The organism is Paenarthrobacter sp. A20, assembly GCF_024168825.1.
Classification (GTDB): Bacteria; Actinomycetota; Actinomycetes; order Actinomycetales; family Micrococcaceae; genus Arthrobacter.
The window spans coordinates 1,955,385-1,979,939 of the sequence record NZ_JALJWH010000001.1; the positions used below are offsets into that span (position 1 = coordinate 1,955,385).

Sequence of the window (24,555 nt, forward strand, 5' to 3'; positions counted from 1 at the left end):
CGTAGGACAGGAAACAGGAGTCGCCCGTGCCCACCAAGGTCACCGCCCGCTACGTGCTGGGCCATCACAACGGACACCATGTCCTGCTGGAGAACGCCTGCGTGGTCTACAGCGGCCACACCATCGAGTACGTCGGCCATGACTACACGGGCCCTGTGGACGAGGAACGCCGGCTGGGTGAGGCACTGCTCATGCCAGGCCTGATCGATCTGGACGCCCTGACGGACATTGACCACCTCATCCTGGATAGCTGGGCTGGCGCGGAGCAGACCAAGGGGCACCAGTGGTCAGAGGACTACTTCCAGAACCGCCGCGCGGATGTCTTCACCGCCGAAGAACGCCAGCAGATCCGCGAATACGCCCTGATCCAACTGGTCCTGCATGGCATCACCACTTACATGCCCATCGCGTCCGAGGTGCACTCCGAATGGGCTGAGCCACTCGAGGAACTGGTGGGGATGGCGGAGACCAGCAGCCGCTTGGGCCTGCGGGCCTTCCTGGGTCCCGCCTACCGTTCCGGCGTGAACGTCGTGTTGGACACGGGCGAACGGTCAGTAATGTTCGACGACGGTCGCGGCCGTGAGGGACTCGCTGACGCCTTGCGCTTCATTGACCATGCGAGCGAACTCAACGATCCGCTGGTCAACGCAGTCCTGCTCCCGTGCCGGATCGAGACGCTGGACATCGAGATGCTCAAGGCCACCGCGGCAGCGTCGAGCGAGCGGAACGTGCTGGTGCGCCTGCACTCCCTGCAGGGCTTGGTGGAACGCGAACTCATCCTGGACTGGCACGGCGTGACGCCCTTGGAGCTCCTGGACCAAGTGGGTTTGCTCAACGAACGCCTCCTGATCCCGCATGCCACCTACACGGACCGGAATCCCGCGGTGCATGGCGAAGACCGCGGAGACCTGGCAAGGCTGGCGGGCAGCGGTGCCAGCATCATCCACTGCCCGCTGACCTCGATGCGGTATGGCAGCACCCTGGACTCCTTCAACGCGTACAAGGAAGCCGGCATCAATATCTCCCTTGGCACGGACTCTTTCCCGCCGGACCTCATCCGCGGCATTGATGCCGGCGTTCAGCTCGCCAAGATCCTCGCAGGCACCAACGACGCCGGTGACGTGGCCGGGTACATCGACGCCGCCACTCTGGGTGGGGCCCATGCGTTGAAGCGGCCTGACCTGGGGCGTCTTGAACCGGGGGCCCAGGCCGACATGGTGGCCTTCTCCTTGGCAGATATCCGGGACGGCGTCCACGCCGACCCGCTGCGGACCCTCCTCCTGAACGGCACGGCCCGCCAAGCCGTGCTGTCCGTAGTAGCCGGACGGACCATCATGGCTGATGGCGTGATAGCCGGAGTGGACCTGGATCACTGGCGCCTGAAGGGCCAGGAACTGTTCGAAAAGATGCGCAGCGCCTATACGGTCCGGGATGCCCGGAACCGCCCCGCCGACGAGCTCTTTCCTCCCGTGTATGCTCGGTTGGAACGCTGATCGGCGCCGTCCGGCACAGGGAGCGGACGCTGGCATGAAGGGAAGTTTGACAGTGGCTGAGGCGATGCCGGAAACGGGAAATGGCCGCGATGAAGAGGCCCGCGCGGAAAACGTCTACCAGTTGGTGCTGGAGGGCATCGTCACGGGGAAGTACGCCCAGGGGATGCGGTTGCGTGAACGCGAGCTCTCGGAGATCTACAACGTCTCCCGAATCCCCGTACGTGAGGCCATTCAGCGACTGGAGCAGGACGGCTTTGTGGAGACTTTCCCGCGCCGGGGTGCGGTGGTCCGGCAACTGACGCTCACGGACGTCAATGAGCTGTTCGACATTCGCCTCTGCCTGGAAACCTTCGCTGCCAGGATGGCTGCCACTCGTGTGGCGGAGGGCAGCGACGGCGGCCGGCTGGAGGAGCTCATGGACGCTTCCAAGGCGGCCATCGACGAGGACCGGACCGAAGATGTGGCGGTGATCAGCGCCGAACTGCACGCCGAGATCGTCCGGCTCTCCGGCAACAGGCTGCTCATTGAATCCGTAAAGCCGCTCTTTGGGCGCATGCGGTGGATTTTCGGGCTGGCCCATAATCGCAGCAATGAACTCCAGCGCGACGAACACACTGAGCTGTGCAACGCGATCCTGAAAGGCCGGCCGGACCTGGCATACTCGCTGGCTTACTCGCATATCGAGCTGGGCCGCGAACCGGTCCTGTCAGGGCTCGCCGAAACTCTGGACCCGTGAGTTTTTGTACAGATAACGCCCTTTAGGGGACCTCTTCCGGGCGTTATCTGTACAAAAACTCCGCTAGTCGTCCGCGTCCGGGTACTCTTCCTCGTCGTCGTACCGGCCGGATTCCTCTACCTCGACCTCAAGGATCTTGAGCAGCTCCGTGTCCGGGTTCAGCATGATGGCGGCCTCGTCACGTCGGTGCTGCAGCACTGAGTCCAGGTAGGACTGCACAGTCTCCGCCAAGGGGACGTACCTGTCCTGCTTCTGGCTCATGTACCAGCGGTGCTCCAGGACCTCGTGCACCACTTCTGCCGGCTCCAGCTTCCCTGCCAGGTGACGGGGAATGGACCGCACAATGGGCTCGAAGATCTGGCTGACCCAGATGTGGGCGCTGATTTCCTCGTCGAGATCCGGGTTGTTGTCCGCCCGGAACTGGTCCATGTCGTTCAGCAGCCTGCGGGCCTGGTTCTCCTGGGCGTCCAGTCCGGTGAGGCGCAGCAAGCGGCGCTGGTGGTGACCGGCGTCGACGACCTTCGGCTGGAGCTGGATGGTTGAGCCGTCCGCCGTGGTCTTGATGGCGTATTCCTCCACATCGAAGCCCAGCTCGTTGAGGCGGCGGATGCGGGCGGCCACGCGCCACCTTTCGCCGAGTTCGAAAGATTCCTTCTCGGTCAGCTCAGTCCAGAGCCGACGGTAGCTGTCCATGATCAGCTCGCTGGTGGCGACTGGGTCCACCTTCTCTTCGATGAGTCCGCCGTCCAGCAGGTCCATCAGTTCACCGGCGATGTTCACCCGGGCGATTTCGAGGTCGTATTCGCGCTGGCCCATGGACAGGTCCGGGTAGAGCTCGCCGGTTTCGGCGTCCACCAGGTAGGCGGCGAAGGCGCCGGCATCACGGCGGAACAACGTGTTGGACAGTGAAACGTCACCCCAGTAGAAGCCCACAAGGTGCAGGCGAACCAGCAGCAGGGCCTGTGCGTCAATGAGCCGGGTCAGGGTGTCCTTGCGGAGCATCTGCGAGAACAACGCCCGGTACGGCATGGAGAACTTCAGGTGCCGGGTTACCAGCACAGGGTTCAGTGGGCGCCCGTCCGCGGTGGTGCGTCCGGTGATCACAGCCACCGGCTCCACGCAGGGAACATCCAACCGGGCCAGCTTGCGCAGCATGTGGTACTCGTGTCGTGCCACGTGCTCCGACGTTTCCTTGATGGCGATCACCGAACCGCCCAAGTGCGCGAACCGCACGATGTGCCGGGAGATACCGCGGGGGAGCGCCGCAAGGTTCTCGGCGGGCCAGTCCTCCAGGGCGATATGCCACGGCAGGTCCAGCAGCTCCGGATCAGCCGCAGCCGCCGTAATGTTCAGGGAACCGATGACGCTGGCAGGCGGTGCAGTGTCCTGGGCACTGGCCGCTTCAGTGCGGGGGAGCTTGCCGATCTGCCCGTAGTCGGTAGGTTCGTCGTGCCACTGGGCTTCGTTTTGCTCGCTCATGCCTCAATTGTTCCGTACTTGGCGCTGATGGCTGACGCTTCGGCAAAGGGATACTCCGGCTTCGCAGACCATTCGACGTCGGGTGCTTCCTGGAAGACGACACCCTGCTTGGCGAGCCGGGCACCCAAGGCGCCCAACCGACGTCGGAAGTCACCGGCGTTGCGGACCTCCTGTCCGGACCAGGCGACTTCGGCCAGGGAAACAGCCCGTGGGTAGAGGAGCCACTGTGCCTGCTGGTTGTCGCGGACGGTTTCAGTCCACAGCGGCCCTTCGACGCCCAGGATCTGCTGGTCCGTGAGCCCGCCCTGGGCAGGATCCCAGTTGTAGTACTCGGACCAGGTAAAGGGGCCGCCCTCCACCCATTCAAGTCCGATGGGGCTGTCCGAGGCGTACTTTTGGTCCAGGTAGGTGTTGGCGGCGGGAGACATGATCACCTGTGAGCCAGCCTGTTCTGCCTGCCGCACCACGGGGGCGAAATCGCCGTGCCAGTATTGGATCACGGCACCTTCCGGAAGCTCGACGGCGGCAAATTCGTTCCAGCCCACCACGGTTTTGCCTGTCTCAGCACCGATCCGAACGAACTGCTGCACCATGGCAACGTAATCGTCGTGGTCGGTGACCTTCGCCTCGTCGCCACCGATATGGAGGTAGGGACCCGCTGTGATGGCAGCGAGCTGGCCAAGGACTTCGCGGACGAACTCGTAGGTGGCTGGCAGGTCGGCGGTGAGGGTTGACCACCCCACCTCCGCGGTGGTGCTCATCGGTTTGGCTGCGCCGTCCGGGTTGAGCTGCGGAATAGCGGCAAGGGCGGCGTTGACGTGGCCAGGGAGGTCGATTTCCGGCACTACCAGCACGTTCTTGGTTGCGGCGTAGGCCTGGATGTCCCTGAAATCCTGCTGCGTGTAGAACCCGTGGCGCCCGCGGGCGGGTACGGCGGTGGGGACTTCCACTGCGCCTTGTCCGCCCAAGGCGGTCAGCTGGGCATAGGGCAAACCCGACGGATTTTGTTCCGGTTCGTGGATTTCAATACGCCACGCTTGGTCGTCCGTGAGGTGCAGGTGCAGGGCGTTCAACTTGAACTGGGTCATGACATCGATCTGGGCCTTGACCTCCTCCACCGTGAAGAAGCTGCGGGCAACGTCCAGCATCAGTCCGCGATACGCGAACCGGGGAGCATCGGCAATCTCGACGGCGGGAATCACCCAGGTATCGTCGCTGCGGTCAGCGCCTTCGACAGCCGCCGGGAAAAGCTGCCGGAGTGTCTGCACTCCGTTGAAGAGTCCAGCGGCAGTGGAGGCCGTGAGCTGTACTCCATCTTCGGCGGCGGTAAGGGCATAAGCTTCCGGGCCGCCGTCGAAGGTTTCCGTCAACTCCAAGGCGATGTCGCCGGGGCGGGTGTCCGCAACGAGGGGCAGCTCGAAACCGGTGCCACTGTGCAGAAGCGCAGCGAGCTGTTCACCGACCGGCGCGGCGGAACCGACCGCGGTGATCCGTGCTGTGGAAGCAAGCGTGAAGGCCGGGCCATCCAGGAGTGCGACGTGGGAGGGGCGGGGGATCAGGTTGTCCGTCGTGTTCATGCCGTTCTTTCTGGGAGAAAGGTTAACGCGAGAGCGGCCCGACCTGGAGGGGTCGGGCCGCTTTCATGCGGAGTTATGTGACTGCCGGTGGGATTAGTCGCCCAGGCGGAGGCCGGTCTTCGTGTCGAACAGGTGCACGTGGCCGGACTGCGGACGAACGAAGATGGACTCGCCCTTCATCGGGGGGCGACGACCGTCGACGCGTGCAACGATGTCGTGGCTCTTGCCATCGAGGATGGTGTGGCCGTAGACGTATGCGTCGGCGCCGAGTTCTTCGACAACGTCAACCTCAACCTGGAGGCCTTCGCCGTTGCCGACGGTCTCGAGGTCTTCCGGACGGGAGCCGACGGTGACGGTCTGGCCGTGAGCTTCTTCGAGGACGTCACGCGGCACGGGGTAAACCGTTCCGCCGAACTGGACGCCGCCGTCGACGACGGGGAGTTCCAGGAGGTTCATGGCCGGGGAGCCGATGAAGCCTGCAACGAAGACGTTCTGCGGGCGGTCGTACAGGTTGCGCGGGGTGTCAACCTGCTGGAGGAGGCCGTCCTTCAACACAGCCACGCGGTCACCCATGGTCATTGCTTCGACCTGGTCGTGCGTCACGTAAACCGTGGTGACGCCGAGGCGGCGGGTCAGGGATGCGATCTGCGTACGGGTCTGGACGCGGAGCTTTGCGTCAAGGTTGGACAGCGGTTCGTCCATGAGGAAGACCTGCGGGTTACGGACGATTGCGCGGCCCATGGCAACACGCTGGCGCTGACCACCGGAGAGTGCCTTCGGCTTGCGGTCCAGGTACTGCTCAAGGTCAAGAAGCTTGGCTGCTTCGCGGACACGCTCGGCGCGCTCTTCCTTGGAAATGCCGGCGATCTTCAGTGCGAAGCCCATGTTGTCCGCAACAGTCATGTGGGGGTACAGCGCGTAGTTCTGGAAGACCATCGCGATGTCGCGGTCCTTCGGCGGAACGTCCGTGACGTCGCGGTCACCGATCAGGATGCGGCCGGCGTTGACGTCCTCAAGGCCTGCGAGCATGCGCAGGGAGGTGGACTTACCGCAACCGGAGGGTCCAACGAGGACCAGGAATTCGCCATCGGCGATGTCGATGTTGAGCTTATCGACGGCGGGCTTATCTGTGCCCGGGTACAGACGCGTAGCGTTATCAAAAGTAACTGTTGCCACAGTTATCAATCCCTTCACCGGCAGGTACGTGCCGGACGATCCGTTGTGAATGGTTCATTTTCTTCAGTTGAACTCCCCGGCCAATGGCCGGGGAGGATCGTGTGACGTCGCACGGTTCTGTGCGTCACATCACATCCAAGAGTATGTCAGACTTTTTGACTAACTACCTAAATGTTACGAACGTCACATGTTGCGCTGCTCACACGCTACGCCTCGGCGGTAACCCGCCGACGCTCCTTCAGCAACGCTTCCAGCAACTCCGCCACGTGCACCGGCGCTTCCACCCTGTACTGGGCCTGGGTGAAGTCCAAGCCAACTTTGATGCCCACGTCATCGCCCAGCAGCCGGCCCAAAGCATCCTCGTCGGTGACGTCGTCCCCGGCGAACAGGATGGCCGTAGCGCCGGTGGCCTGGCGCAGGAATTCCACGGCCTCACCCTTGGACGCGTGGACCACTGAGGTTTCCAGCACCCGCTTGCCGGTTTTGAGGTACACGCCAGGGTGCTCGCGCAGCACCCTGGTAGCTGCCTCGACGGCGTCTTCCGCAACGTCGTCGTCGGCCATCCTTGTGTGGAGGACGACGCCGGCGGGTTTGTCTTCGAGCAACGTCCCCGGAGCGATATTCACTATTTCGGCCAGGACCTCGCGGACCGCGGCCAGCTTGGTGCGTTGTTCGTCGTCCAGCTCCAGGCCCAGGGACCCTTCACCAAGCCAGACTTCCGCTCCGTGGCTGCCGATCAGCAGCGTGTTGGCCGGAGGCGACGCGACCAGCCGCAAGCTGTCCAGCGCCCGGCCCGAGATGAGTGCCGTCGTCGTACGCGGAAGTTCGGCGAGGGCCTCCAAGGCCGCTGCTGACCTTGGAAGGGGGCGCGCGTCCTCAGCGCGGTCGACGATGGGGGAGAGCGTGCCGTCGAAATCGAGGGCCACCAGGAGATGCTCCGTGTCGGCGATGTTGCGGATAGCCTCCAACAGTTCCGGCGGGAGGGACAGATTCTCAGCTGTCATCGCGCACTACCTTTTCTTCCAGGGCGGCAAGGAACTCAGCCGACCAGTGATCGACGTCGTGGTCCAGGATTTGCTTGCGCATCAGCTTCATGCGGCGGCGCGCTTCCTTGGCGGGCATGTTGATGGCCCGCAGGACGGTGGACTTGAGTCCGTCGATGTCGTGCGGGTTGATCAGGAGCGCCTGCTTGAGTTGGTCGGCAGCGCCGGCGAATTCGCTCAGGACCAACGCGCCGTCATCCTCGGAACGGGCGGTGACGTATTCCTTGGCCACCAGGTTCATGCCGTCGCGCAGGGCGGTGACCAGCATGACGTCCGCAGCGAGGTACAGCGCCACCATTTCTTCCACCGGGTAACTGTGGTGCAGGTATCGGACAGCCGTGTTCTGGATGGTGTCGTAGGTGCCGTTGATGTGGCCCACGGTGCCTTCGATCTCCTCGCGAAGGAGCCTGTACTGCTCGACGCGTTCGCGGCTGGGGCTTGCCACCTGGATCAGCGTGGCGTCCTCCACCTTGATGTGCCCGTCAGCCAGGAGTTCCTCGAAGGCCTTGAGCCGGTGTCGGATGCCCTTGGTGTAGTCCAGCCGGTCCACGCCAAGGAGGATGGTTTTGGGGTTGCCCAGGTCTTTGCGGATCTGCTTGGCGCGCTCGATGATCTCCGGGTTGGCTGCGAGCTCGCGGATCTGGGCGACATCGATGGAGATGGGGAACGCCTGTGCCCGGGCGATGTGCGTCACCTCGCCGTCGGGACCCTTCACGTGGACCTGCTGCTGTTTGACGCTGGCGCCCAGGAAGCGGCGGGCCGAACGCATGAAGTTGCCGGCGTCGCTGGGCCGCTGGAAGCCCAGGAGGTCCGCGCCGAGCAAACCGTCAATGATTTCCCTGCGCCACGGCAGCTGGGCGAAGATCTCCGGCGGCGGGAAGGGAATGTGGTTGAAGAAGCCGATCTTGAGGTCCGGGCGGGCCTCACGCAGCAGGCGTGGAACCAGCTGGAGTTGGTAGTCCTGCACCCAGACAGTGGCGCCGTCCGCGGCGTGGCGGGCGACGGCGTCGGCAAACTTCCGGTTGACCTTGCGGTAGGAATCCCACCACGTACGGTGGAATTCAGGCGGCGCGATTACGTCATGGTAGAGCGGCCAAATGGTCGCGTTGGAGAAGCCCTCGTAGAACAGCTCGACATCGTCGCTGCTCAGTTGCACCGGGATAAGGTCCATTCCTTCGTGGCTGAAGGGGCGCACCGTCTCATCCGGGGCGCCATGCCAACCCACCCACGCGCCGTCGGACTTCGTCATCATCGGCGCGAGCGCCGTCACCAGGCCGCCGGGCGAACGCCGCCAACCGCTTTCTTCGTTGTCATCGCTGATGCGATCGACGGGCAACCTGTTGGAGACCACCATGAAGTCGAACTTGGTTGCCGTGGGCTTCTTGACGGGAGAAGCCCGGACGCCGTCTTCGGTCTTGAGTTTTTCGCTTGCCAAATCCTGCATTAACGCTCCCTGGGGTTGCTGTGACTCAACTCCCAGCCTACCGGCGGAATCTTCCCTGGCACTTGATCGTTCAACTACCGGGCAGGAAGGTCTGCGGCAGATCTTCAAGTTTGCTCCCGTAAACTGACCCCGTTGCCCTAGCTATGCACTATGACGTCGAGTACCCCGAGGAACTGATGAGCCCCGCAAACGAACCACGCCTGTCCAAGGCCGAACGCACCGCCCAGGCACGGGAAAGAGCGCGCGAAATCCGCGAAGCCCAGCTGAAAAAGGACAAGCGCAGCAAGCTTCTGGTTGGCTGGGGCATTGTGGTTGCCGTTGTCGTCATCATCGCGGTGGTGGCGTTCGTGGTCATCGGCCAGGCGCAGAACAACGCACCCATCGCCGACCAAGGCCCGACGCCGGCCAACGGCAACGTGCACGGTGGCGTCACACTGTTGGCCAACAGTGAAGTTGTTAAGTCCGAACCCGCCACCGTCAACGTGGCAGACGTTCCCAGCCCTGCGGCCACCCCGCCTGCAACCGTGACGGTCCCGGGCGGCGAGGCCGAAGCCGGCAAGCCCGTCAAGGTTGTTGCCTACATCGACTTCATCTGCCCCGTGTGCAAGCGGTTCGAGACCACTTACGGAGAGTCCCTGACCAATCTCCGCAATGAAGGCAAGATCTCCCTCGAATACCGTCCCCTCGGCTTCCTGGACCGGCAGTCCACCACCAACTACTCCTCCCGCGCAGCCAACGCTGCTGCGTGCGTAGTGAACTCATCCCCGGAAAAGTACGCGGACTTCTTCAACTTGCTCTTTGAACGCCAGCCGGCTGAAGGCGGAGCGGGCATTTCCGACAACGACCTGAAGAAGATGGCCACCGAAGTTGGTGCAGCCAACATCGACACCTGCGTTGACAGCAAGCAGTTCCGTCCGTGGGTGAAGGTTGCCACGCAGGAGGCTGCGGCGATCGGTATCACCGGCACGCCCACCGTGTTCATCGACGGCAAGCAGTGGGACGGCAGCACCGACCTGAACGCCGAGATCCAGACGGCAATCACCGCCAAGGGCTAGCCCGGGAATGTACGACGGCGGCCGGTCACCCTTTGTTTTCGGGTGGCCGGCCGCTGTTGTTCCGGCGAATTTCGTTGACGGGGATGGTCTGGGCTAACCTTATCTAGCGCTCTTTCGCGCTTTGCTCCGGGTATCCGGAGCACGCCTCCTTAGCTCAGTTGGCCAGAGCACCGCTCTTGTAAAGCGGGGGTCGTCGGTTCGAATCCGACAGGGGGCTCCACTAACCCCTCCATTCCGGCGATTTTGCCCGGAACGGAGGGGTTTTTTCGTGTCGTATGACTTGCGGCGCCGTTGCCTTCTCTGAAGACTGGGCACCGAGCACGGGCCGAGGGGCCGTGGAGCATTAACTGTTGGGGGGCCGAAAATGCTGGGTCAGAGAATGTATGCGTGGCGTCGCCCCTTGTGGCCGGTCACCTTGGCCATTGTCGTGGCCGACATTGTGGTGTGGTTCCTGCTGATCAACGGTGTCACAGGCGGCGACCCGGCCCTCGGCAATGTCGCGTTTGTGGTGACGATTGGGTGGCTTGTGCTGGGGCAGTCCATCGGCCCGAAGCTCCGGGCCCGGAGGGGCGGGCCCCAAGGCGCCAAGACTGAACGGGCAGACCTCGGACGTGACCACTGACTCCTGAGCCCATCTGGAGAGGCCGGCTAAGGCGACATAGCGCGGGCGGAGGGACCGCTGCGGAATTCAGGTCTGCGGCTTAGCGCCCGTTGAGGGCTGACTGCGTGAACTGGTAGAAGAGTTCTGGGTCGCCTTCGTCCAGTCCGAAGACCATTCCCGCGGAGACCCATCCGCGGCGTGCGAGTAGGCGCTGCAGGCTCAACCACCGTATAGCCGACCTGGGACCGTCCTTGGTGGCTACCCTGACCGAACCGGACTCGAGCCATCTACGGAGTTCCCGTTGCCGGTCTGGATCCTGCTGTGCGACCTGGTCGAGAGCAACCAGGTCGTCGAGCTGATCGGCGTTCCCGTCCCCAATGATTTTCATGCTGACCCTACCTGCGCAGACGGAGACACTCGCAATGGAGCAGCGGCATCAGACGGCGTAGAGGATCCCGACGATTCCGAAAGCCGGACTTCAGGGACAGTTCAGGGTGCCGGTGAGGGGCTGGCCAGCCCAGGCGTTGGTGGAGTTTGGAACCTTGTAATAGCCGCGGATCTGGTAAGTCCACGTCCCGGACAGATTGCTCACGCTTTGGACTCCTGAGCTGTAGGACTTCCCGGAGCTCTTGCTCAGATCGCCGGTGAACTGTACAACGCCGTCAGGGTCGATGATCTTCAGCTCGTGGTAGTTCGCGTAGGCGACGGCACTGAAATTACCGACGCTGATTTTGGCCTGGGCGAACCAGAGGAATGAATCGCAGCTCTTGGTCACGGTCACCGTGTTCGCTGCCGGGGCCGGGATTCGGGCCGCGGTGACTGCCATTGCGCCTGTGTCGGTGTCGTTGAACTTTGCATGGGCCGGCGAGGCGGGGACGCTGATCATCAGTAGCACGACAGCCAGGATGATGGCTGGTACTTGCCAGATGATGCCTTTGCCCTGCATGTGCGTGTTTCCGTCCCTTTAGCGTGTTCGTTCAATTCAACTGTTCCAACGTCAACTGTGCCCCACCAGCCTCAGGAAAGGCCTTGGTGAACACTCAAGGTCCGCTCAAGACCGGAAAATCTCCCATGCGGGGTCGCTCACGGCCTGCTGCCCGGAGCTCTGGGGCGCTTTCCGGGGCTGACTTCTTGGGGGCTTTGGTCCGGACGGTGGCGAGCATTCCAGCCTCGCGACTTGCCCGGGAAATGGGCCGGGGACCGGCCGGAAGGGCATGCCGGCCGGCCCCCGGGGCCTATGGGGTGAACCCCTCGCGGGGATTCAGGTGGTGCTTACTTGGTGGTTTCGGTGCGCTGGGTGCCGGTGAAGGAGAATCCGACGGTGGAGGTGGCGCCCTGGAAGTCGTTGTTCGCGGTGGCGGGCAACGCGGTGGTGACCTTGAGGTTGTCGGTTTTGGTCGAGGTCAGGGAGGTCAGGTTGTTCAGGACCTTGTTCGCTGCGATCACGGGGCCGTTGGCCAGGACGGTGGTTTTGGTGCCGGCGCAGCTGTAGGGGGCGGCGGTGCCGGTCCAGGCGACGGAGCAGTTTTCGATGCTCAGTTGCAGGCCGTTGGTCACGTCGGTGGTGAGCAGGGATCCGGTGGCGCCGGCGGAGGTGGTGAGGGTGACGTTGTTCAGGTCCGAGTTGCCGGTGTTGGCCAGGGTGACGAGCTTTTCGACCTTGTCGCCCGGCAGGAGGCCGGCGACGGGGACGTTCAGCGTGTTGGAGGCTCCGGTGCCCAGGGCGATGGTGACGGTTCCTGCGGTGACGGCCTGGGAGGCGGAGGTGGAGGAGGTGAACGCGCCGTAGGTGCCCATGCCGGCGACGGCGGCTGCGGTGCCGACCAGTGCGACGGAGGCGAGGATCTTGCCGGAGGTGGTCTTGAGGGTGATGGCCATCTGAATCGGTTTCCTTTCGGGTGGCCACCGTGTTCGGCCGGCCGTCTTGTCGGCCTCTCTGGCTGACAAGAACTACTGTGCCGGGCCAGGATCAAGAACCAATCCAGTGTTCAGTCAACAGTCGCTCAGGAAAAACTCAAGACTCCCGCACCGGCAAAATCCTGGCATGATTCCGGGCGGTCGTGTCCGCTGCACGCCGCAGGCGATTCAGAAACGCCCGATGGCCTTGGACCGTGCAGCCGAGTCGATCTTGGTTGCGACAGCATCAGCCTTGACGTACATACGCATGAGAAGCACGACCAGGACTGCAGTGAAGCCAAGGCCACTGAAGAAGATCAACGGCACGCTGGCGTCATCCTTGGGCAGGACCGCGAAGAGAACCCACAAGGCTGCCGTGCACACGAGCAAGAAGACGGCTGTCCCTTTCAGAATCCTCAAGGAAAGCGATGCTGAACATGGTCGTGCTGAATGCTGCCCCCAAGAAGCCGCCCTTTCGTTGTGGCGTCACTTATCCGATGACCGACGCTAACCAGCCAGTATGGAGTGGCACAAGTCAATGACCTGAGCCGAGACTCCGCCTCGGCCGCTTGCCAGTGGCCGTTCGTGATACGAATGACCGCTCTTTCTGCAGCACGCCTCACCCGAACCCGGGAAGGTGTCTCCTCGGCCGATTACTTCACTCGGCTCTTCTGTTGAAGCCTCGCTGGCTGACCCTCTGTCGTACCGCGATTATCATCGGACGCGTAGCGAGGGCTGCTGAATTCACGGAACGAAGAAACTTACTGACATCTCCGATGAATCGTCCTCTACCACGCCAGGTTTGCGTCAGTTCCCACATGGTTCGGACAGCATGCACAGCGAGGACGACGACGAAGAGTGAGATCACCAGGCCGGCAATTGAGGCGGCCACGATCATCACCCCTGTGATGTGGACCAGGAGTACGGCAGTGATCACAGCAGTGTGTGCGTCAAGAAGTTCCATATTCATTTCTCGTTATGCGGGAGGGCGGATCGGGTTTGCGCAGGAGGCTCGGGGAAGCGTACTCGCGCGGATCCCGGCACAGTCAAAGCTGTTGACAGCCGGCACGGCAAACGGACACCGAAGCTCACCCCGTGTCGTTTTCGGGCGCTACTCATATCAGGCTGTTCCCCCACAACACCAAGCCTCCCTGATTTCAGTTTCGTCTTATCCTAGCGATGAGCGCGCGGGCGTTCGTTGGCAACGCGTCAGGGACGAGTCAGAATCGACATGGGGAGGGTGTCCGGCACAGCGCTCCCCATAAGGAGGAGAAGAGAAGATGGCAGAACCACAACCACTGGACATCACCTTCGTTGCCCGGCTCGGCAAAGTCCGATCAGGTGACACTTGGACGTGTGTCCAGCTCCCCGAGTCTGCGAAGATCTTTGGAACCCGTGGACTGGTCAAAGTGGCCGGCACCGTAGACGGACACCCATTCACCGGGGCTTTCATGGCGCTGGGAGACGGTACGCACAAACTCCCGGTGGCTGCTCCTGTCCGCAAAGCCATTGGGAAGGGCGACGGTGACGCCGTCGAAGTTCACCTCACTCAGCGACTGAACTGACCTCACTCAGCGACTGAACTGACAGAGCGCAGTGGTGCGACGTGGGACGGCGGATCAGCTCTTGTGTGCGGCCGTCAGGTGTCAGGTTCATTGCCAGGCTTCCGTGGGAGCGCAAAGGCACGTCAGATTCCTCCTTGAGCCTGGCTGTCTGGGCGAGGCGGTGCCACAAGGCTTTGTCAGTCTGCATTGACAGACGAATTCTGTCAGTCTAGCCTGACGGATATGAATGCTGATGAACTCTCCGAACAGATTCGTTCGACGAGCCCCGCTATCGGCTTACGCGCCGTGGGAGCCCTTCACCGCCTGGCCGAACAGGTCGAAGCAGTCCACGTAGGGGCGGCCCGCGAACAGGGTTGGACGTGGGAGCAGATCGGTGACGCCCTGGGCGTTTCACGACAATCGATACACGCTAAATACCGGGAATGAGTTGAGCCATGTTTGAACAATTTGCCCATGACACCCGAAGGATCGTTGGGTACGCCATGGAAGAAGCCCGAAGCCGGGGCGACAAACGAATGGGAACGGAGCACCTCCTTCTGGGTGCGCTCCACGAACCGGGTCCGGAAGCGGTCCTTGGCGTCAGCCTGGAAGACGCCCGGAAGGCAGCTTCGCGGCTGGATGCCACTGCCCTGAAGAGCATCGGACTCGAAACCAAGGACCTCAAGCGGGCAGCCATGCCTACGAAGGGGAGGAAGCCGCCGTTCAGTTCGGGGGCCAAGGAGACCATGGCCAGTATGCTCAAGCATGCCGTGGATCAAAAGTCCCGGCAGATCACCGCCGCCAACCTTATCGAGGCGCTCCTGGAGCGCGGAGAACACGACCCCGTATCGGCGCTTTTTGACGAGCTTCGCATCGACCGTTCTGCCGTGCGGAAGAGGCTGTAGCTGTGAACCAACCGCTGGACAAAGGACCGTTCTTTCACGGAACAAAGGCCAATCTTCGGGAGGGTGATTTCCTGGGCGCAGGGTTCAGGTCCAACTACCGTCCCGAAGTCGTGATGAACCACATCTATTTCACGGCTCTTCGAGATGGTGCGGGACTCGCCGCCGAACTTGCCGCCGGCGACGCTGAGCCGCGCGTCTACGCCGTCGAGCCGACCGGGCCCTTCGAAAACGACCCGAACGTAACCGACAAGAAGTTTCCCGGCAATCCCACCCGGTCATATCGCAGCAGCGCACCACTCAGGGTCATTGGCGAAGTCGCCGAATGGACACGGCTGGCACCCGAGGCGCTGCAGGCCTGGAAGGAACGATTGGCAACACTCCTGTCCGACGAGCGCGGTGAAATTATCAATTAGGGCGGCTCTGCCCTACTGGGCGTTTTCCTTGCCTCGTCGTACCTTGCGGACAATGAGCCATGCCACGAAAGCGGCCACACCTGCGTACACGGCGTAGTTGAGGAATCGTGAGTACTGGTCCACTAAGTGGTATTGCTTGCCAAGCAACGCGCCCAGGCCAATGAGCAAGGCGTTCCACAGCCCGGTCCCGGCAATCGTGAAGATGCTGAAGGTGACCAGGTTCATGCTTTCGGCGCCTGCCGGGAGGGAAATGAGGCTGCGAACGCCGGGCAAAAGCCTGCCGAAGAAGATGGCCGACTTGCCGTGACGTTCGAACCATTTGGCGGCTTTCTCGAAATCCTCACGATCAACCAGGGGAAGTTTCGACAACAGGTTGATGGACCGTTCCAGCCCCACCTTGTATCCCAGCCAATACAACAACAGTGCTCCTGCGTACGCTCCAAGGGTGCTGGTGAGGAACACCAGGAGCAGGCTGATGCTGCCTTGCTGGGTAAGGAATCCGGCCAGGGGGAGGATGACCTCGCTGGGAATCGGGGGAAAGACTGTCTCCAGCAGCGTCAGCAAGCCCACGCCCCATTCGCCAAGGGCTTCGATAACCTGCGCGGCGACACCGACAAGGCCGGTCAATTGGTCCGCTGAACCCGTCGCTTCCAAAGAGCCGATCAAGCAAGTTTCCTTCCAGGGGGTACGGGTCCAAAGGGAAGCCCAGTGATGGGGGACCACTGGGCTTCCACCTCAACGCTATTCCCACTGACGCCGAAGGGCAACGAAAGGATTACTGGGCTGGTGAATGCACTGCAACGGACGCGCGCTCAACCGGCGGGCATTCGATCTTGACAGCCGACTCCAGGGGAGCGGCGTCGAGGCCCAAGAGCATGCGTACGCCCGCAGCGCCCAATTCGTAGTGAGGCAATGACACGGTGGACAGCGGCGGACGCAGGTGGGCTGCGATGACTTCCTGGTTATCGAAACCCACCACGGCCATGTCGTCCGGAATGGACAGCCCGTTTTCCCGCAGGCCATCGTAAAGTCCCATGGCCATGCGGTCGTTGTAGCAGTACACCGCACAGACCTCGAGCTTGAGCAGGTCGCCCGTGGCGCCGTAGCCGCCCTCCTGATCCGGGTAGGCCTCCAGCACCAGCGCGGGATCGAAGGGAATTCCGGCGGCTTCGAGTGCGTCCTTGTATCCCTGGAGTCGACCGTCCCGGGCCGGTGCGGGGGTGGTGGCATTAATGAAGGCGATGCGGCGGTGGCCACCGCGGAGGAGGAGTTCCGTGGCCGATTGCCCGCCCTGTGTTTCGTCCGGGACCACGGCCCTGGCAGTTCCGGCCTCCGGGGAGAAACAGTTGACCAGGACAAAATCCGATTCCCGGAGGGTTTCCGGGATGTCGGTGGGGCGGTGGAACCAGGTGGAATACAGGATGCCGCGTACTTTGTACTCCAACATCATGGCAATCGCATCTTTTTCGAGCTCTTGATTGCCCTCGGTGTTCGCGATCAGCAGCGCGTAGCCATGTTTCCAGGCTTCGTCCTGGGCCCCATGAATGATTTGGCCGGCGAAGGGCGTAGTGGCTACGCCGTCGGCAACCAGTCCTATGAACTTGGACGTGCCGCTCACCAACGTTTGGGCCATGGCGTTGGGACGGTAGCCCAGTTGGGTGATCGCCGCTGTGACGCGTTGACGGGTTTCGTTGGCAATGCGGGCGTTTTTCTTCTTGTTGATCACCAGGGAGACCGTGGCAGTGGACACGCCGGCCAGTTCAGCAACTTCGCGGAGGGTCACCGGATGGGCGTGGCTTTTCTTGACAGGAACGCCCTGGGCGGCCGCGTTGCCTGACTCTCTCTCCTGCGAAATCATCTGTCCTCCATCAGGAGTATATCCGTCTGCCATGGGCGTCATCCCTTGTTCGCTCCGCTCTCAAGGCCTTGGATCATGGCCTTGTTAAGGACCAGGAACACCAGCAGCAACGGCGTGATGGTCACGCAGACGGCGGCGAAAGTTGCCGTCCAATCGACCTTGCCCATGGCACCGATGTAGTTCTGCAGGCCCAGCGGGATGGTCTTGAGGTCTTCGGAAAGAACGAACGTGTTGGCGAAGATGAAGTCGTTCCAGATGAAGATACTGTTCACCAACACCACGGTGACCACCGTGTTGAGGGACAGCGGCAGGGTGATCAGGCCAAAGATCCTGTACGGGCCAGCCCCATCCAGTGATGCTGCCTCGTAGGTTTCCCGCGGAATGTATTCGAAGAAGGACGAGAAAAGGTAGATGGACATCGGCAGGGCGAAACCGGCCAGCGGAATGATCATCGACTGGTAGGTGTCCAGCAGGTTCACGGCGGAGTAGTCGATGAACAGCGGGACCAAAGCGATCTGGACGGGAACAATGATCCCGATCAGGAAGAGGCCCCGGACCAATTTGCTGAGGCGGAACCCAAGGACCTGGATGGCGTAGGCGGCCATCATGCCGAACAAGACAATGAGGATGTTGGCGCCCATGGTGACGATGAAACTGTTCAGGATGTTCCGCCCGAGGTCACCGGTTTCGAAGGCCCGGGCGTAGTTCTCCCAGGTCAAGGAGCTGGGAAGCGCGAACGGATCACCCGTGGCAAAGTCGTGTTCTGTCCGCAGGCTGGTCAGGAACAGCCAGGCGAGCGGGTAGACCTGGACGATCACGATGAGCATGATCAGGACCCGCGAGAGCGTTCGGTACAAGCTTGGCTTCCGCCGCCGTCGCTGATGAACCGGGGAAGACGGAGCCGAAGCGCGCGGAGTAGCCGGTGCTGTCTGGGTGATCATTAATCTGCCTTCCGCTTGAGCATGAACAAGATGAGGCCGACGGCGACGAGGCACTCGATCACGATGAAGACGGAGATGGTGCTTGCGTAGCCAAAATCCGTGCTGGTGAAGGCTGTCTTGTACATATAGGTAGTGAGCAGCTCGGAGGATTGTCCCGGGCCGCCATTGGTCATGAGGTAGGGGATGTCGAAGCCCCGCAAGCCGTACGTGGTGGCCATGATGGTGGTGGTAATCCAGACGGGTCGTATGTAGGGGAAGCGGATCTTGGTGAAGAGCGTCCACTTCGAAGCGCCGTCCAGGACCGCGGCTTCTTCGAGTTCCTTGGGCACGGCGATCAGTGCCGCGTAAATGATGAGCATGTAAAGCCCGGTGAACCGCCATCCTTCCGGGGCGGACACGGCGGCCAGGACGGTGTTGACGTCGGACAACCAGGCCCGTTCAAAGGAACCCAGCCCCACCCAGTGCAGCAGCTGGTTCAGCAGTCCGACTGGATCAATGGAGTAGATACGGACGAAGAGGAACGCAATGGCGACCGTGGAGATCACGGCAGGAAGCAAATACAGGGTCTTGATCAGTTCACGTCCCCGGCGCAGGGAAGTGAGCAGGCTGGCGACAACCAGTGCACCGCCCAATTGCAGGACCAAGCAAATGGCCAGGTAGATGAGGGCGTTGAAGAAGGAGCGCCAGAAGATGTCATCAGCAGTCAGCATTCGGACGTAGTTGGCAAGACCTACGAACTCCATGTCGCTGATGCCGTTCCAGGAGAAAAAGCTCAGGAACAGGGATTGAAGAATCGGGAAGAGGACAGCTGCGCAGTAGAGCAGCAGGGGTGGGAGCAGGAAAACCAGGACTGAGGTCCTTGACCTGTTGGGAAGCATGGTGGGCCTTTCGGGCGGGGGCCTTATCGGCCCCCGCCGCTTCGGTTTACTTGAAGAACTTGGGCGCGTTCTGCTTGATGGCGTCGTCCATGGTCTTGGTGAACTGTTCGGGCGTGATGTTGCCTTGGACCAGGAGGACGAGCTCTTGTTGCAGGCGCCCGTTGGTGGTGGGATCCAGCTGGGTGTCCCACGGCATGGCTTGCTTCTCCCCGAGTGTGTTGGCCGTTTCGAGTGCCTTCTTATACAACGGGGTGGCGTTCGCGGGGACGGTCGTCTGCACATTGGTGGTGGGGGAGAGCGCTCCGGTGGCCGCGTATTCTGCCGGGTACTTCTCCAAAGCAAACTTCAGGAAGTCGCTGACCAGCGGATCGTACGTCTTTGAGTTCACTGCCATGCCGATGCCGGAGGGTGAGACGAACTCGTTGGCCGCCGTCACGGAACCCGACGTGGTGGGAAGGGTGAAGAAGTCGATGTCGTCCCGGACATCGGGGTTGAGCTTGTCGGTTGCCAGGCTGGGCAGCTCCCACGTGCCGATGTTGTACATCGCGGCCTGGCCGGAGGTGAACTGGTTCTGCGCGTCCGAGTAGCCTTGCGCGGAGAAACCATCCTGGAAGCACTTGGCCTTACCGAGTTCAGCCATCCATTGAACAGTCTTTTGGCCCGCGGGATCGCTGAACGCAGCCTCGCCCTTCTTCAGTTTCTGGACGAAATCCGGTCCAGCGGCCCGGAACGGCTGGTACGCGACGTAGCGTTCCAGCGGCCACTGGTCCTGCCCGTCGATGGCGATCGGCGTGATTCCTGCGTTGCGCAAAGCGGTGCACATCGCGGGGACGTCGTCCAAGGATGCAGGCACAGTCACGCCTGCTTTTTCCAGCAAGGCCTTGTTGTACCAGATGAATTCCAGCTCGAACTGGAACGGGATCATGTACAGGGAGCCGTCGTCGAAGCGTTGGTAGTCCAGTGCGCCGGGGCGGTAGTCATCATAGAGGTCCAGCGACTTCAGCAGCTTGTCGGCGTCCACCATCTTGCCTTGCTTCGCCAGCTGCTGGGCGAAGGGGGTGGCGTCCGTGTCGAACAGTTCGGGGAGCTTGTTTGCCGCGGCCAGGGTTTCGAGTTTCTGGATGTAGGAGGGGCGGTCCGGGGTGGTGATGAGGTTTAGCGCGAAGCCCGGGTGGTCCTTGGCGTAGTCATCGGCGAGCTTCTTCATGATGTTGATCACCGCCCCATCGGCGGGCCTGGAGAGGAGCCACGATATTTCGCGGGGTTTGATCTCCCCGGTGGGGCTGACGTTGGCGGGGTCGCTGGTGCTCCCTCCGCCGCCGCAGGCCGTCAACGCCAAGGCTGCGACGGCCGCGACGGCGGCAGCACGGAATAGTTTCTTCATTGCGGCAATCTCCCTTGATTGGAACAGAGGTTGGTTGGGGTAGGGCGGAGTATTCAGTTGTCGGTGCGCTGACGTACCTCAAGTTCGGTGACAGTGACGTTTCCTTCGCCGGCGAAGACGCCGATCCGTCCGGAAGCGAGGTCGTAAATCCTGGCGCTGAGCGCCACCTGACGGTCGACGACGGCGACGCAAATGTCGCCGTCGACGATGACCTCAAGGGTGTGCACGCCCGGGGTGAGGTCACAGGGCCGCTCCAGTTCGACGTCGAACGGGACGTCGCCGGAGACGTGCCACTGCGCATCGCCTGTGATGGTGCGCGGCCAGCGGTCGAAGACGAGCCGGCCGCGCTTGGGTTCCAGACGCAGGACGTAGGAATGGTCGCCGTCGTGGCTTGAGCGGAGCAGCAGCCCGCACTCGGTGGTGTTGGCCGCGATGTCCAGCACAGCCTTGGCGTAGAACTGATCCGGCAGCTCTTCCGCGGAGATCAGGGCGGAGTATCCGTCCGGCACGGCCAGCCGGGCCGGCAACGCGCTGGTCAGGGATACCGGAACGTCGTCCCAGAAGCTCTCCACCAGCTCATCCGCGAAGGAGAAAGCGAGTGTCCCGTCGGGGTTTTGGCGGGCTTCCAGCACGGACATGGTGCCAGCCCACTGCCACGGCCCTTGATCGCGGTTGCCTTCCTTGCTGGCGATCCATCCGAAGAAGAATCGTCGCCCGTCGCGCTCGGCGGACTTTGACGCGTAGAAGGCGCGCCCGTCGATGCTGTCCAGGTCCGGCACGATCCATGGCCCATCCGGGCTCTTGGCCATCCGGTAGCGGGTGGTGAACGATTCCGAGAACTCGGAGTACACCATGTACCACCAGTCACCCCAGGCGAACACGTCCGGGCATTCGTGGGTGATGTAACGGCGCGGATCCCAGAACGGCTCGGTGTGCTGCCAGGTCATCAGATCACTGGACACACACTGCGCGATGACTCCGCGGCGCCGTTCAGGCCCGGTGGAATGCCGGGCTGCCAACAGCATCTTCCATTGCGACTTGCTGTCATCCCAAAACACGAAGGGATCCCGCCAGTCACCGGACTCGTAACCGTCCGGAGCGCCGAAAGTCAGTTCCGGGTGTTTTTGCCAGGTCCGCATGCCATCGGTGCTCGTGGCGTGCATGACCAGCTGGAGCGGCGCGCCGTCGGGTCCCAGGTTGCGGGGGTTCTGGCCTGTGTAGAACAAGTGGTGGATGCCGGACTCGTCCGTGACGATGCTGCCGGTATAGGCGTTGAAGTCCAGGTCGGTTTCGCTGCCATGGTGCAGGGAAACGCCGTGGTCCTCAAACTGCGTGAGGTCCTTGGTGGTAACAAGGTTCCATGAGGTTCCGGGCTTCGGGTCGGAGCGGTCTTCGTGAAGGTAGAAGAGCCAGAACTCCCCGTCCTTCTCGAAGGGGATGAGGTCCCCAACCCATCCGTCGGCGGGTTGGAAGAAGACTGAGCGTTTCATCTGCGCTGATGTCCATTCTGCTAAAGCGTTTGATCACTCGTAAGCTAGCGCGAAAACCATCTGTGTTCAAGCGTTTTAGCAAAATTCATTTTCAGTAAAAGTAGTGGTGCTAAAACGCTTGACCGTCGGAACCCCTGCCACTAATGTCCTGCGTAGCCGATGACTTACCGGACCGCTCGATGCTGAGCCGTACGGACCAGGCCACGAGTACCGATCCAGCTCTCCCACATGACGTGCAGCATCAGGCTGCCCCGGAACCGCATCCGGCAGCCCGCGCCCGTTCATTACCGCCGAATGACGTTTGGCGCGCCGTCGTGCCTGCCAAACCTTGAGAGGAAACGAATCAATGACGTATGACATCTCTCGCCGCACTGCCCTGCAAGGTGCAGGAGTTGGCGCACTGGCACTTCTGATGTCCAGTGCCGTCCCTGTAGCAGCGCACGCCCAGGCATCCCTCCGGGCGATCTACCACATGACTCCGCCATCGGGATGGCTGTGTGATCCGCAGCGTCCCGTTCATACCAACGGCGCCTACCAGCTCTACTACCTGCACTCCGGCCAGAACAACGGACCGGGCGGATGGGACCACGCGACCACGAGTGACGGTGTGTCGTACACCCACCAGGGCGTGGTGATGCCACTGCAGCCGGACTTCCCGGTGTGGTCGGGATCGGCCGTCGTGGACACCGCCAACACGGCAGGCTTCGGGGCGGGCGCCGTGATCGCGCTCGCCACCCAACCCACGGACGGCATCCGGAAATTCCAGGAACAGTATCTTTACTGGTCCACGGATGGCGGCTACACCTTTACCGCATTGCCTGACCCGGTGATCGTGAACACTGACGGACGAACGGCCACCACCTCGGCGGAAATAGAGAACGCTGAATGGTTCCGTGACCCCAAGATTCACTGGGATGCGGCGCGGAACGAGTGGGTTTGTGTCATCGGCAGGGCCCGCTACGCTGCCTTCTACACCTCTCCCAACCTGAGGGACTGGCAATGGAAGTCCAACTTCGACTTCCCCAACCACGCCCTGGGCGGCATCGAATGCCCGGACCTGTTCGAGATGACAGCCGGAGACGGCACCCGGCATTGGGTGTTCGGCGCGAGCATGGACGCCTACAGCATTGGCCTGCCCATGACCTTTGCCTACTGGACAGGTTCATGGAACGGCACAGCGTTCATCGCGGACAACCTCACACCGCAGTGGCTTGACTGGGGATGGGACTGGTACGCCGCCGTGACCTGGCCGGCCGTGGAAGCACCTGAGACCAAGCGCCTTGCCACCGCGTGGATGAACAACTGGAAATACGCGGCCCGCGACGTGCCCACGGACGTATCCGATGGTTACAACGGACAGAATTCCATCACGCGCGAACTCAGGCTTGAGCGCCAATCGGGTGGCTGGTACACCTTGCTCAGCGCCCCCGTTCAGGCGCTTTCCAACTACGTCACGTCGACCACCACCCTTCCGGATCGCAGCGTCAACGGCAGCTTCGTACTGCCGTGGGGCGGGCGGGCGTATGAGCTGGAGCTCGATATCTCCTGGGACACGGCCGCGAACGTTGGGGTATCGGTGGGCCGCTCGCCGGATGGCGCGCGCCACACCAACATCGGGAAGTACGGTGCTGAACTGTACGTCGACCGCGCACCCTCGGACCAAAGCGGCTACGCACTGGCGCCGTACACGCGCGCTGCAGCACCCATCGACGCCAACGCGCGGTCTGTTCACCTGCGCATATTCGTTGACACGCAAAGTGTGGAGGTGTTTGTGAACTCCGGGCATACGGTGGTCTCCCAGCAGGTGCATTTCGCAGACGGCGACACAGGGATTTCCCTCTATGCCGACGGCGGCCCGGCCAACTTCACCGGAATCACCATCCGCGAGTTCGGGAACGCCATTTAGGGGCCGTCCACCAAGGCGGAAAGTACGACGGCGACGCTCCAGCGGGCGGACGCGTCGCCGTCGTACGTCGCTGTCAGTTGATGGTTCCAGCCTTGACAACCGGGACGCTGCCACGACACTGATTGCATGTACAGGAACAGCCGTGTGTCCGCCCAGTTTTCGATGTCCCTCGACGGCTTCATTGCCCGCGACGATGACGGGATCGGCCCCCTATTCGACTGGTACGAGGCCGGAAGCGTTGAAACCTGGATGCCGGGACACCCTGTTCCGTTCCACCTCAGCGAGGCCGATGCTGCGTACTGGACCTCCCTTCCGCGCGAGGGCGCGTTCATCGCCGGCCGCCGAATCTTCGACATGACGAAAGGGTGGGGCGGGCATCCACCCAACGAATCGCCGACGGTGGTGTTGACCCACCGCGAACCCCCGGCGGATTGGCCGCCCATCAGGCGGGACGGCAGGCCCGTGCCGTTCGAGTTCGTCGCGGACCTGGAATCGGCATTTGATCGTGCTGCCGACCTCGCGGCAGGCGGAGAAATTGGCGTCGCGGGCGCGGACGTCGTTCAGCAGTGCTTGCGCCGCGGGCTGGTCGACGAACTGCGCGTGGACCTCGTGCCGGCACTGCTCGGGAGCGGCATACGGTGGTTCGGAGAGCTCGATGGTGACATCATGCTTGACGAGCCGGTGATCGTTCCGGGTAACCGGGTGACCCACTTGATCTACCGGGTACGTCGCTGAG

The 24,555-nt window shown here is 62.3% G+C and carries 26 protein-coding genes and 1 tRNA gene; 11 read left to right on the forward strand and 16 right to left on the reverse strand.

The annotated features are described in order from the left end of the window. The first annotated feature begins 26 nt into the window (after positions 1–26). Positions 27–1,493, forward strand: a complete 1,467-nt coding sequence (locus tag J3D46_RS09300) for a chlorohydrolase family protein (protein ID WP_253466622.1) — start codon at positions 27–29, stop codon at positions 1,491–1,493. A 34-nt stretch (positions 1,494–1,527) separates the two neighbouring features. After that, entirely contained in the window at positions 1,528–2,229 is a 702-nt protein-coding gene (locus J3D46_RS09305) for a GntR family transcriptional regulator (protein ID WP_253466625.1), read from the forward strand. Positions 2,230–2,292: 63 nt separating this feature from the next. Here the strand turns inward: J3D46_RS09305 and J3D46_RS09310 are convergent, their stop codons facing one another. From J3D46_RS09310 to J3D46_RS09330, 5 genes are all read right to left on the reverse strand, one after another. Continuing rightward, on the reverse strand, positions 2,293–3,708 hold the full coding sequence (locus J3D46_RS09310; RefSeq protein WP_231341011.1) for a DUF4032 domain-containing protein: 1,416 nt from the start codon (positions 3,706–3,708) through the stop codon (positions 2,293–2,295). After that, positions 3,705–5,285: a beta-N-acetylhexosaminidase gene (locus J3D46_RS09315; protein WP_231341010.1), complete on the reverse strand. Its 1,581-nt coding sequence runs from the start codon at positions 5,283–5,285 to the stop codon at positions 3,705–3,707. The genes J3D46_RS09310 and J3D46_RS09315 overlap by 4 nt, the downstream gene beginning before the upstream one ends. 93 nt (positions 5,286–5,378) lie before the next feature. Beyond that, on the reverse strand, positions 5,379–6,461 hold the full coding sequence (locus J3D46_RS09320; RefSeq protein ID WP_159735410.1) for an ABC transporter ATP-binding protein: 1,083 nt from the start codon (positions 6,459–6,461) through the stop codon (positions 5,379–5,381). A 206-nt stretch (positions 6,462–6,667) separates the two neighbouring features. Next, positions 6,668–7,465 carry a trehalose-phosphatase gene (otsB, locus tag J3D46_RS09325; protein ID WP_231341009.1) on the reverse strand — a complete coding sequence of 266 codons (798 nt, stop codon included), beginning with the start codon at positions 7,463–7,465 and terminating at the stop codon, positions 6,668–6,670. Beyond that, positions 7,455–8,948 carry a trehalose-6-phosphate synthase gene (locus J3D46_RS09330; RefSeq protein WP_269215732.1) on the reverse strand — a complete coding sequence of 498 codons (1,494 nt, stop codon included), beginning with the start codon at positions 8,946–8,948 and terminating at the stop codon, positions 7,455–7,457. Before J3D46_RS09330 ends, otsB begins: the two co-directional genes overlap by 11 nt. Before the next feature lie 176 nt (positions 8,949–9,124). Between J3D46_RS09330 and J3D46_RS09335 the strand changes: the two genes are divergently transcribed. The 3 genes from J3D46_RS09335 to J3D46_RS09345 all read left to right on the forward strand — a co-directional run bounded on the left by J3D46_RS09335 (position 9,125) and on the right by J3D46_RS09345 (position 10,625). Continuing rightward, a complete protein-coding gene (locus tag J3D46_RS09335; RefSeq protein ID WP_231341008.1) occupies positions 9,125–10,003 on the forward strand; it encodes a thioredoxin domain-containing protein in 879 nt (292 codons plus the stop codon). A 143-nt stretch (positions 10,004–10,146) separates the two neighbouring features. Further along, a tRNA-Thr gene (locus tag J3D46_RS09340) sits at positions 10,147–10,223 on the forward strand. 144 nt (positions 10,224–10,367) lie between these two features. After that, positions 10,368–10,625 (forward strand): hypothetical protein, encoded by a 258-nt coding sequence (locus J3D46_RS09345; RefSeq protein ID WP_231341007.1) that lies wholly within the window; start codon positions 10,368–10,370, stop codon positions 10,623–10,625. Positions 10,626–10,704: 79 nt separating this feature from the next. Here the strand turns inward: J3D46_RS09345 and J3D46_RS09350 are convergent, their stop codons facing one another. From J3D46_RS09350 to J3D46_RS09370, 5 genes are all read right to left on the reverse strand, one after another. Beyond that, entirely contained in the window at positions 10,705–10,992 is a 288-nt protein-coding gene (locus J3D46_RS09350; RefSeq protein WP_231341006.1) for a hypothetical protein, read from the reverse strand. Between the two features lie 90 nt (positions 10,993–11,082). Beyond that, a complete protein-coding gene (locus J3D46_RS09355; protein ID WP_231341005.1) occupies positions 11,083–11,550 on the reverse strand; it encodes a hypothetical protein in 468 nt (155 codons plus the stop codon). A gap of 326 nt (positions 11,551–11,876) precedes the next feature. Next, positions 11,877–12,482: a TasA family protein gene (locus tag J3D46_RS09360; protein ID WP_253466628.1), complete on the reverse strand. Its 606-nt coding sequence runs from the start codon at positions 12,480–12,482 to the stop codon at positions 11,877–11,879. 207 nt (positions 12,483–12,689) lie between these two features. Further along, positions 12,690–12,920 carry a hypothetical protein gene (locus J3D46_RS09365; RefSeq protein WP_231341003.1) on the reverse strand — a complete coding sequence of 77 codons (231 nt, stop codon included), beginning with the start codon at positions 12,918–12,920 and terminating at the stop codon, positions 12,690–12,692. 238 nt (positions 12,921–13,158) lie between these two features. Next, the gene (locus J3D46_RS09370; RefSeq protein WP_231341002.1) at positions 13,159–13,464 is read right to left on the reverse strand and encodes a hypothetical protein; all 306 of its coding nucleotides are present in this window, start codon (positions 13,462–13,464) and stop codon (positions 13,159–13,161) included. A 316-nt stretch (positions 13,465–13,780) separates the two neighbouring features. On the opposite strand from J3D46_RS09370, the gene J3D46_RS09375 reads away from it, so the two are divergent. The 4 genes from J3D46_RS09375 to arr all read left to right on the forward strand — a co-directional run bounded on the left by J3D46_RS09375 (position 13,781) and on the right by arr (position 15,362). After that, a complete protein-coding gene (locus J3D46_RS09375) occupies positions 13,781–14,065 on the forward strand; it encodes a DUF1905 domain-containing protein (protein WP_231341001.1) in 285 nt (94 codons plus the stop codon). 222 nt (positions 14,066–14,287) lie between these two features. Continuing rightward, positions 14,288–14,491 (forward strand): hypothetical protein, encoded by a 204-nt coding sequence (locus tag J3D46_RS09380; RefSeq protein ID WP_159708676.1) that lies wholly within the window; start codon positions 14,288–14,290, stop codon positions 14,489–14,491. Positions 14,492–14,499: 8 nt separating this feature from the next. Further along, complete coding sequence (locus J3D46_RS09385) at positions 14,500–14,949, forward strand: Clp protease N-terminal domain-containing protein (RefSeq protein WP_231340999.1); 450 nt, start codon at positions 14,500–14,502, stop codon at positions 14,947–14,949. Between the two features lie 2 nt (positions 14,950–14,951). Then, positions 14,952–15,362: an NAD(+)--rifampin ADP-ribosyltransferase gene (gene arr / locus J3D46_RS09390; RefSeq protein WP_231340998.1), complete on the forward strand. Its 411-nt coding sequence runs from the start codon at positions 14,952–14,954 to the stop codon at positions 15,360–15,362. A 12-nt stretch (positions 15,363–15,374) separates the two neighbouring features. On the opposite strand, the gene J3D46_RS09395 is transcribed toward arr, so the two are convergent. The 6 genes from J3D46_RS09395 to J3D46_RS09420 form a co-directional block, all read right to left on the reverse strand. Further along, positions 15,375–16,028, reverse strand: a complete 654-nt coding sequence (locus J3D46_RS09395; RefSeq protein ID WP_231340997.1) for a DedA family protein — start codon at positions 16,026–16,028, stop codon at positions 15,375–15,377. A gap of 109 nt (positions 16,029–16,137) precedes the next feature. After that, on the reverse strand, positions 16,138–17,220 hold the full coding sequence (locus tag J3D46_RS09400) for a LacI family DNA-binding transcriptional regulator (protein WP_253466630.1): 1,083 nt from the start codon (positions 17,218–17,220) through the stop codon (positions 16,138–16,140). A gap of 38 nt (positions 17,221–17,258) precedes the next feature. Beyond that, complete coding sequence (locus J3D46_RS09405; RefSeq protein WP_231340996.1) at positions 17,259–18,161, reverse strand: carbohydrate ABC transporter permease; 903 nt, start codon at positions 18,159–18,161, stop codon at positions 17,259–17,261. Continuing rightward, positions 18,161–19,039, reverse strand: a complete 879-nt coding sequence (locus J3D46_RS09410) for a carbohydrate ABC transporter permease (protein ID WP_231340995.1) — start codon at positions 19,037–19,039, stop codon at positions 18,161–18,163. Before J3D46_RS09410 ends, J3D46_RS09405 begins: the two co-directional genes overlap by 1 nt. 46 nt (positions 19,040–19,085) lie before the next feature. Beyond that, positions 19,086–20,423, reverse strand: coding sequence for an ABC transporter substrate-binding protein (locus tag J3D46_RS09415; protein ID WP_253466632.1), 1,338 nt, complete (start codon positions 20,421–20,423; stop codon positions 19,086–19,088). Between the two features lie 53 nt (positions 20,424–20,476). Beyond that, a complete protein-coding gene (locus J3D46_RS09420; protein ID WP_253466635.1) occupies positions 20,477–21,913 on the reverse strand; it encodes a GH32 C-terminal domain-containing protein in 1,437 nt (478 codons plus the stop codon). A 346-nt stretch (positions 21,914–22,259) separates the two neighbouring features. On the opposite strand from J3D46_RS09420, the gene J3D46_RS09425 reads away from it, so the two are divergent. After that, a complete protein-coding gene (locus tag J3D46_RS09425; RefSeq protein ID WP_253466638.1) occupies positions 22,260–23,819 on the forward strand; it encodes a glycoside hydrolase family 32 protein in 1,560 nt (519 codons plus the stop codon). Positions 23,820–23,945: 126 nt separating this feature from the next. Next, the gene (locus J3D46_RS09430; protein WP_231340991.1) at positions 23,946–24,554 is read left to right on the forward strand and encodes a dihydrofolate reductase family protein; all 609 of its coding nucleotides are present in this window, start codon (positions 23,946–23,948) and stop codon (positions 24,552–24,554) included. The last annotated feature ends 1 nt before the right edge of the window (position 24,555 follow it).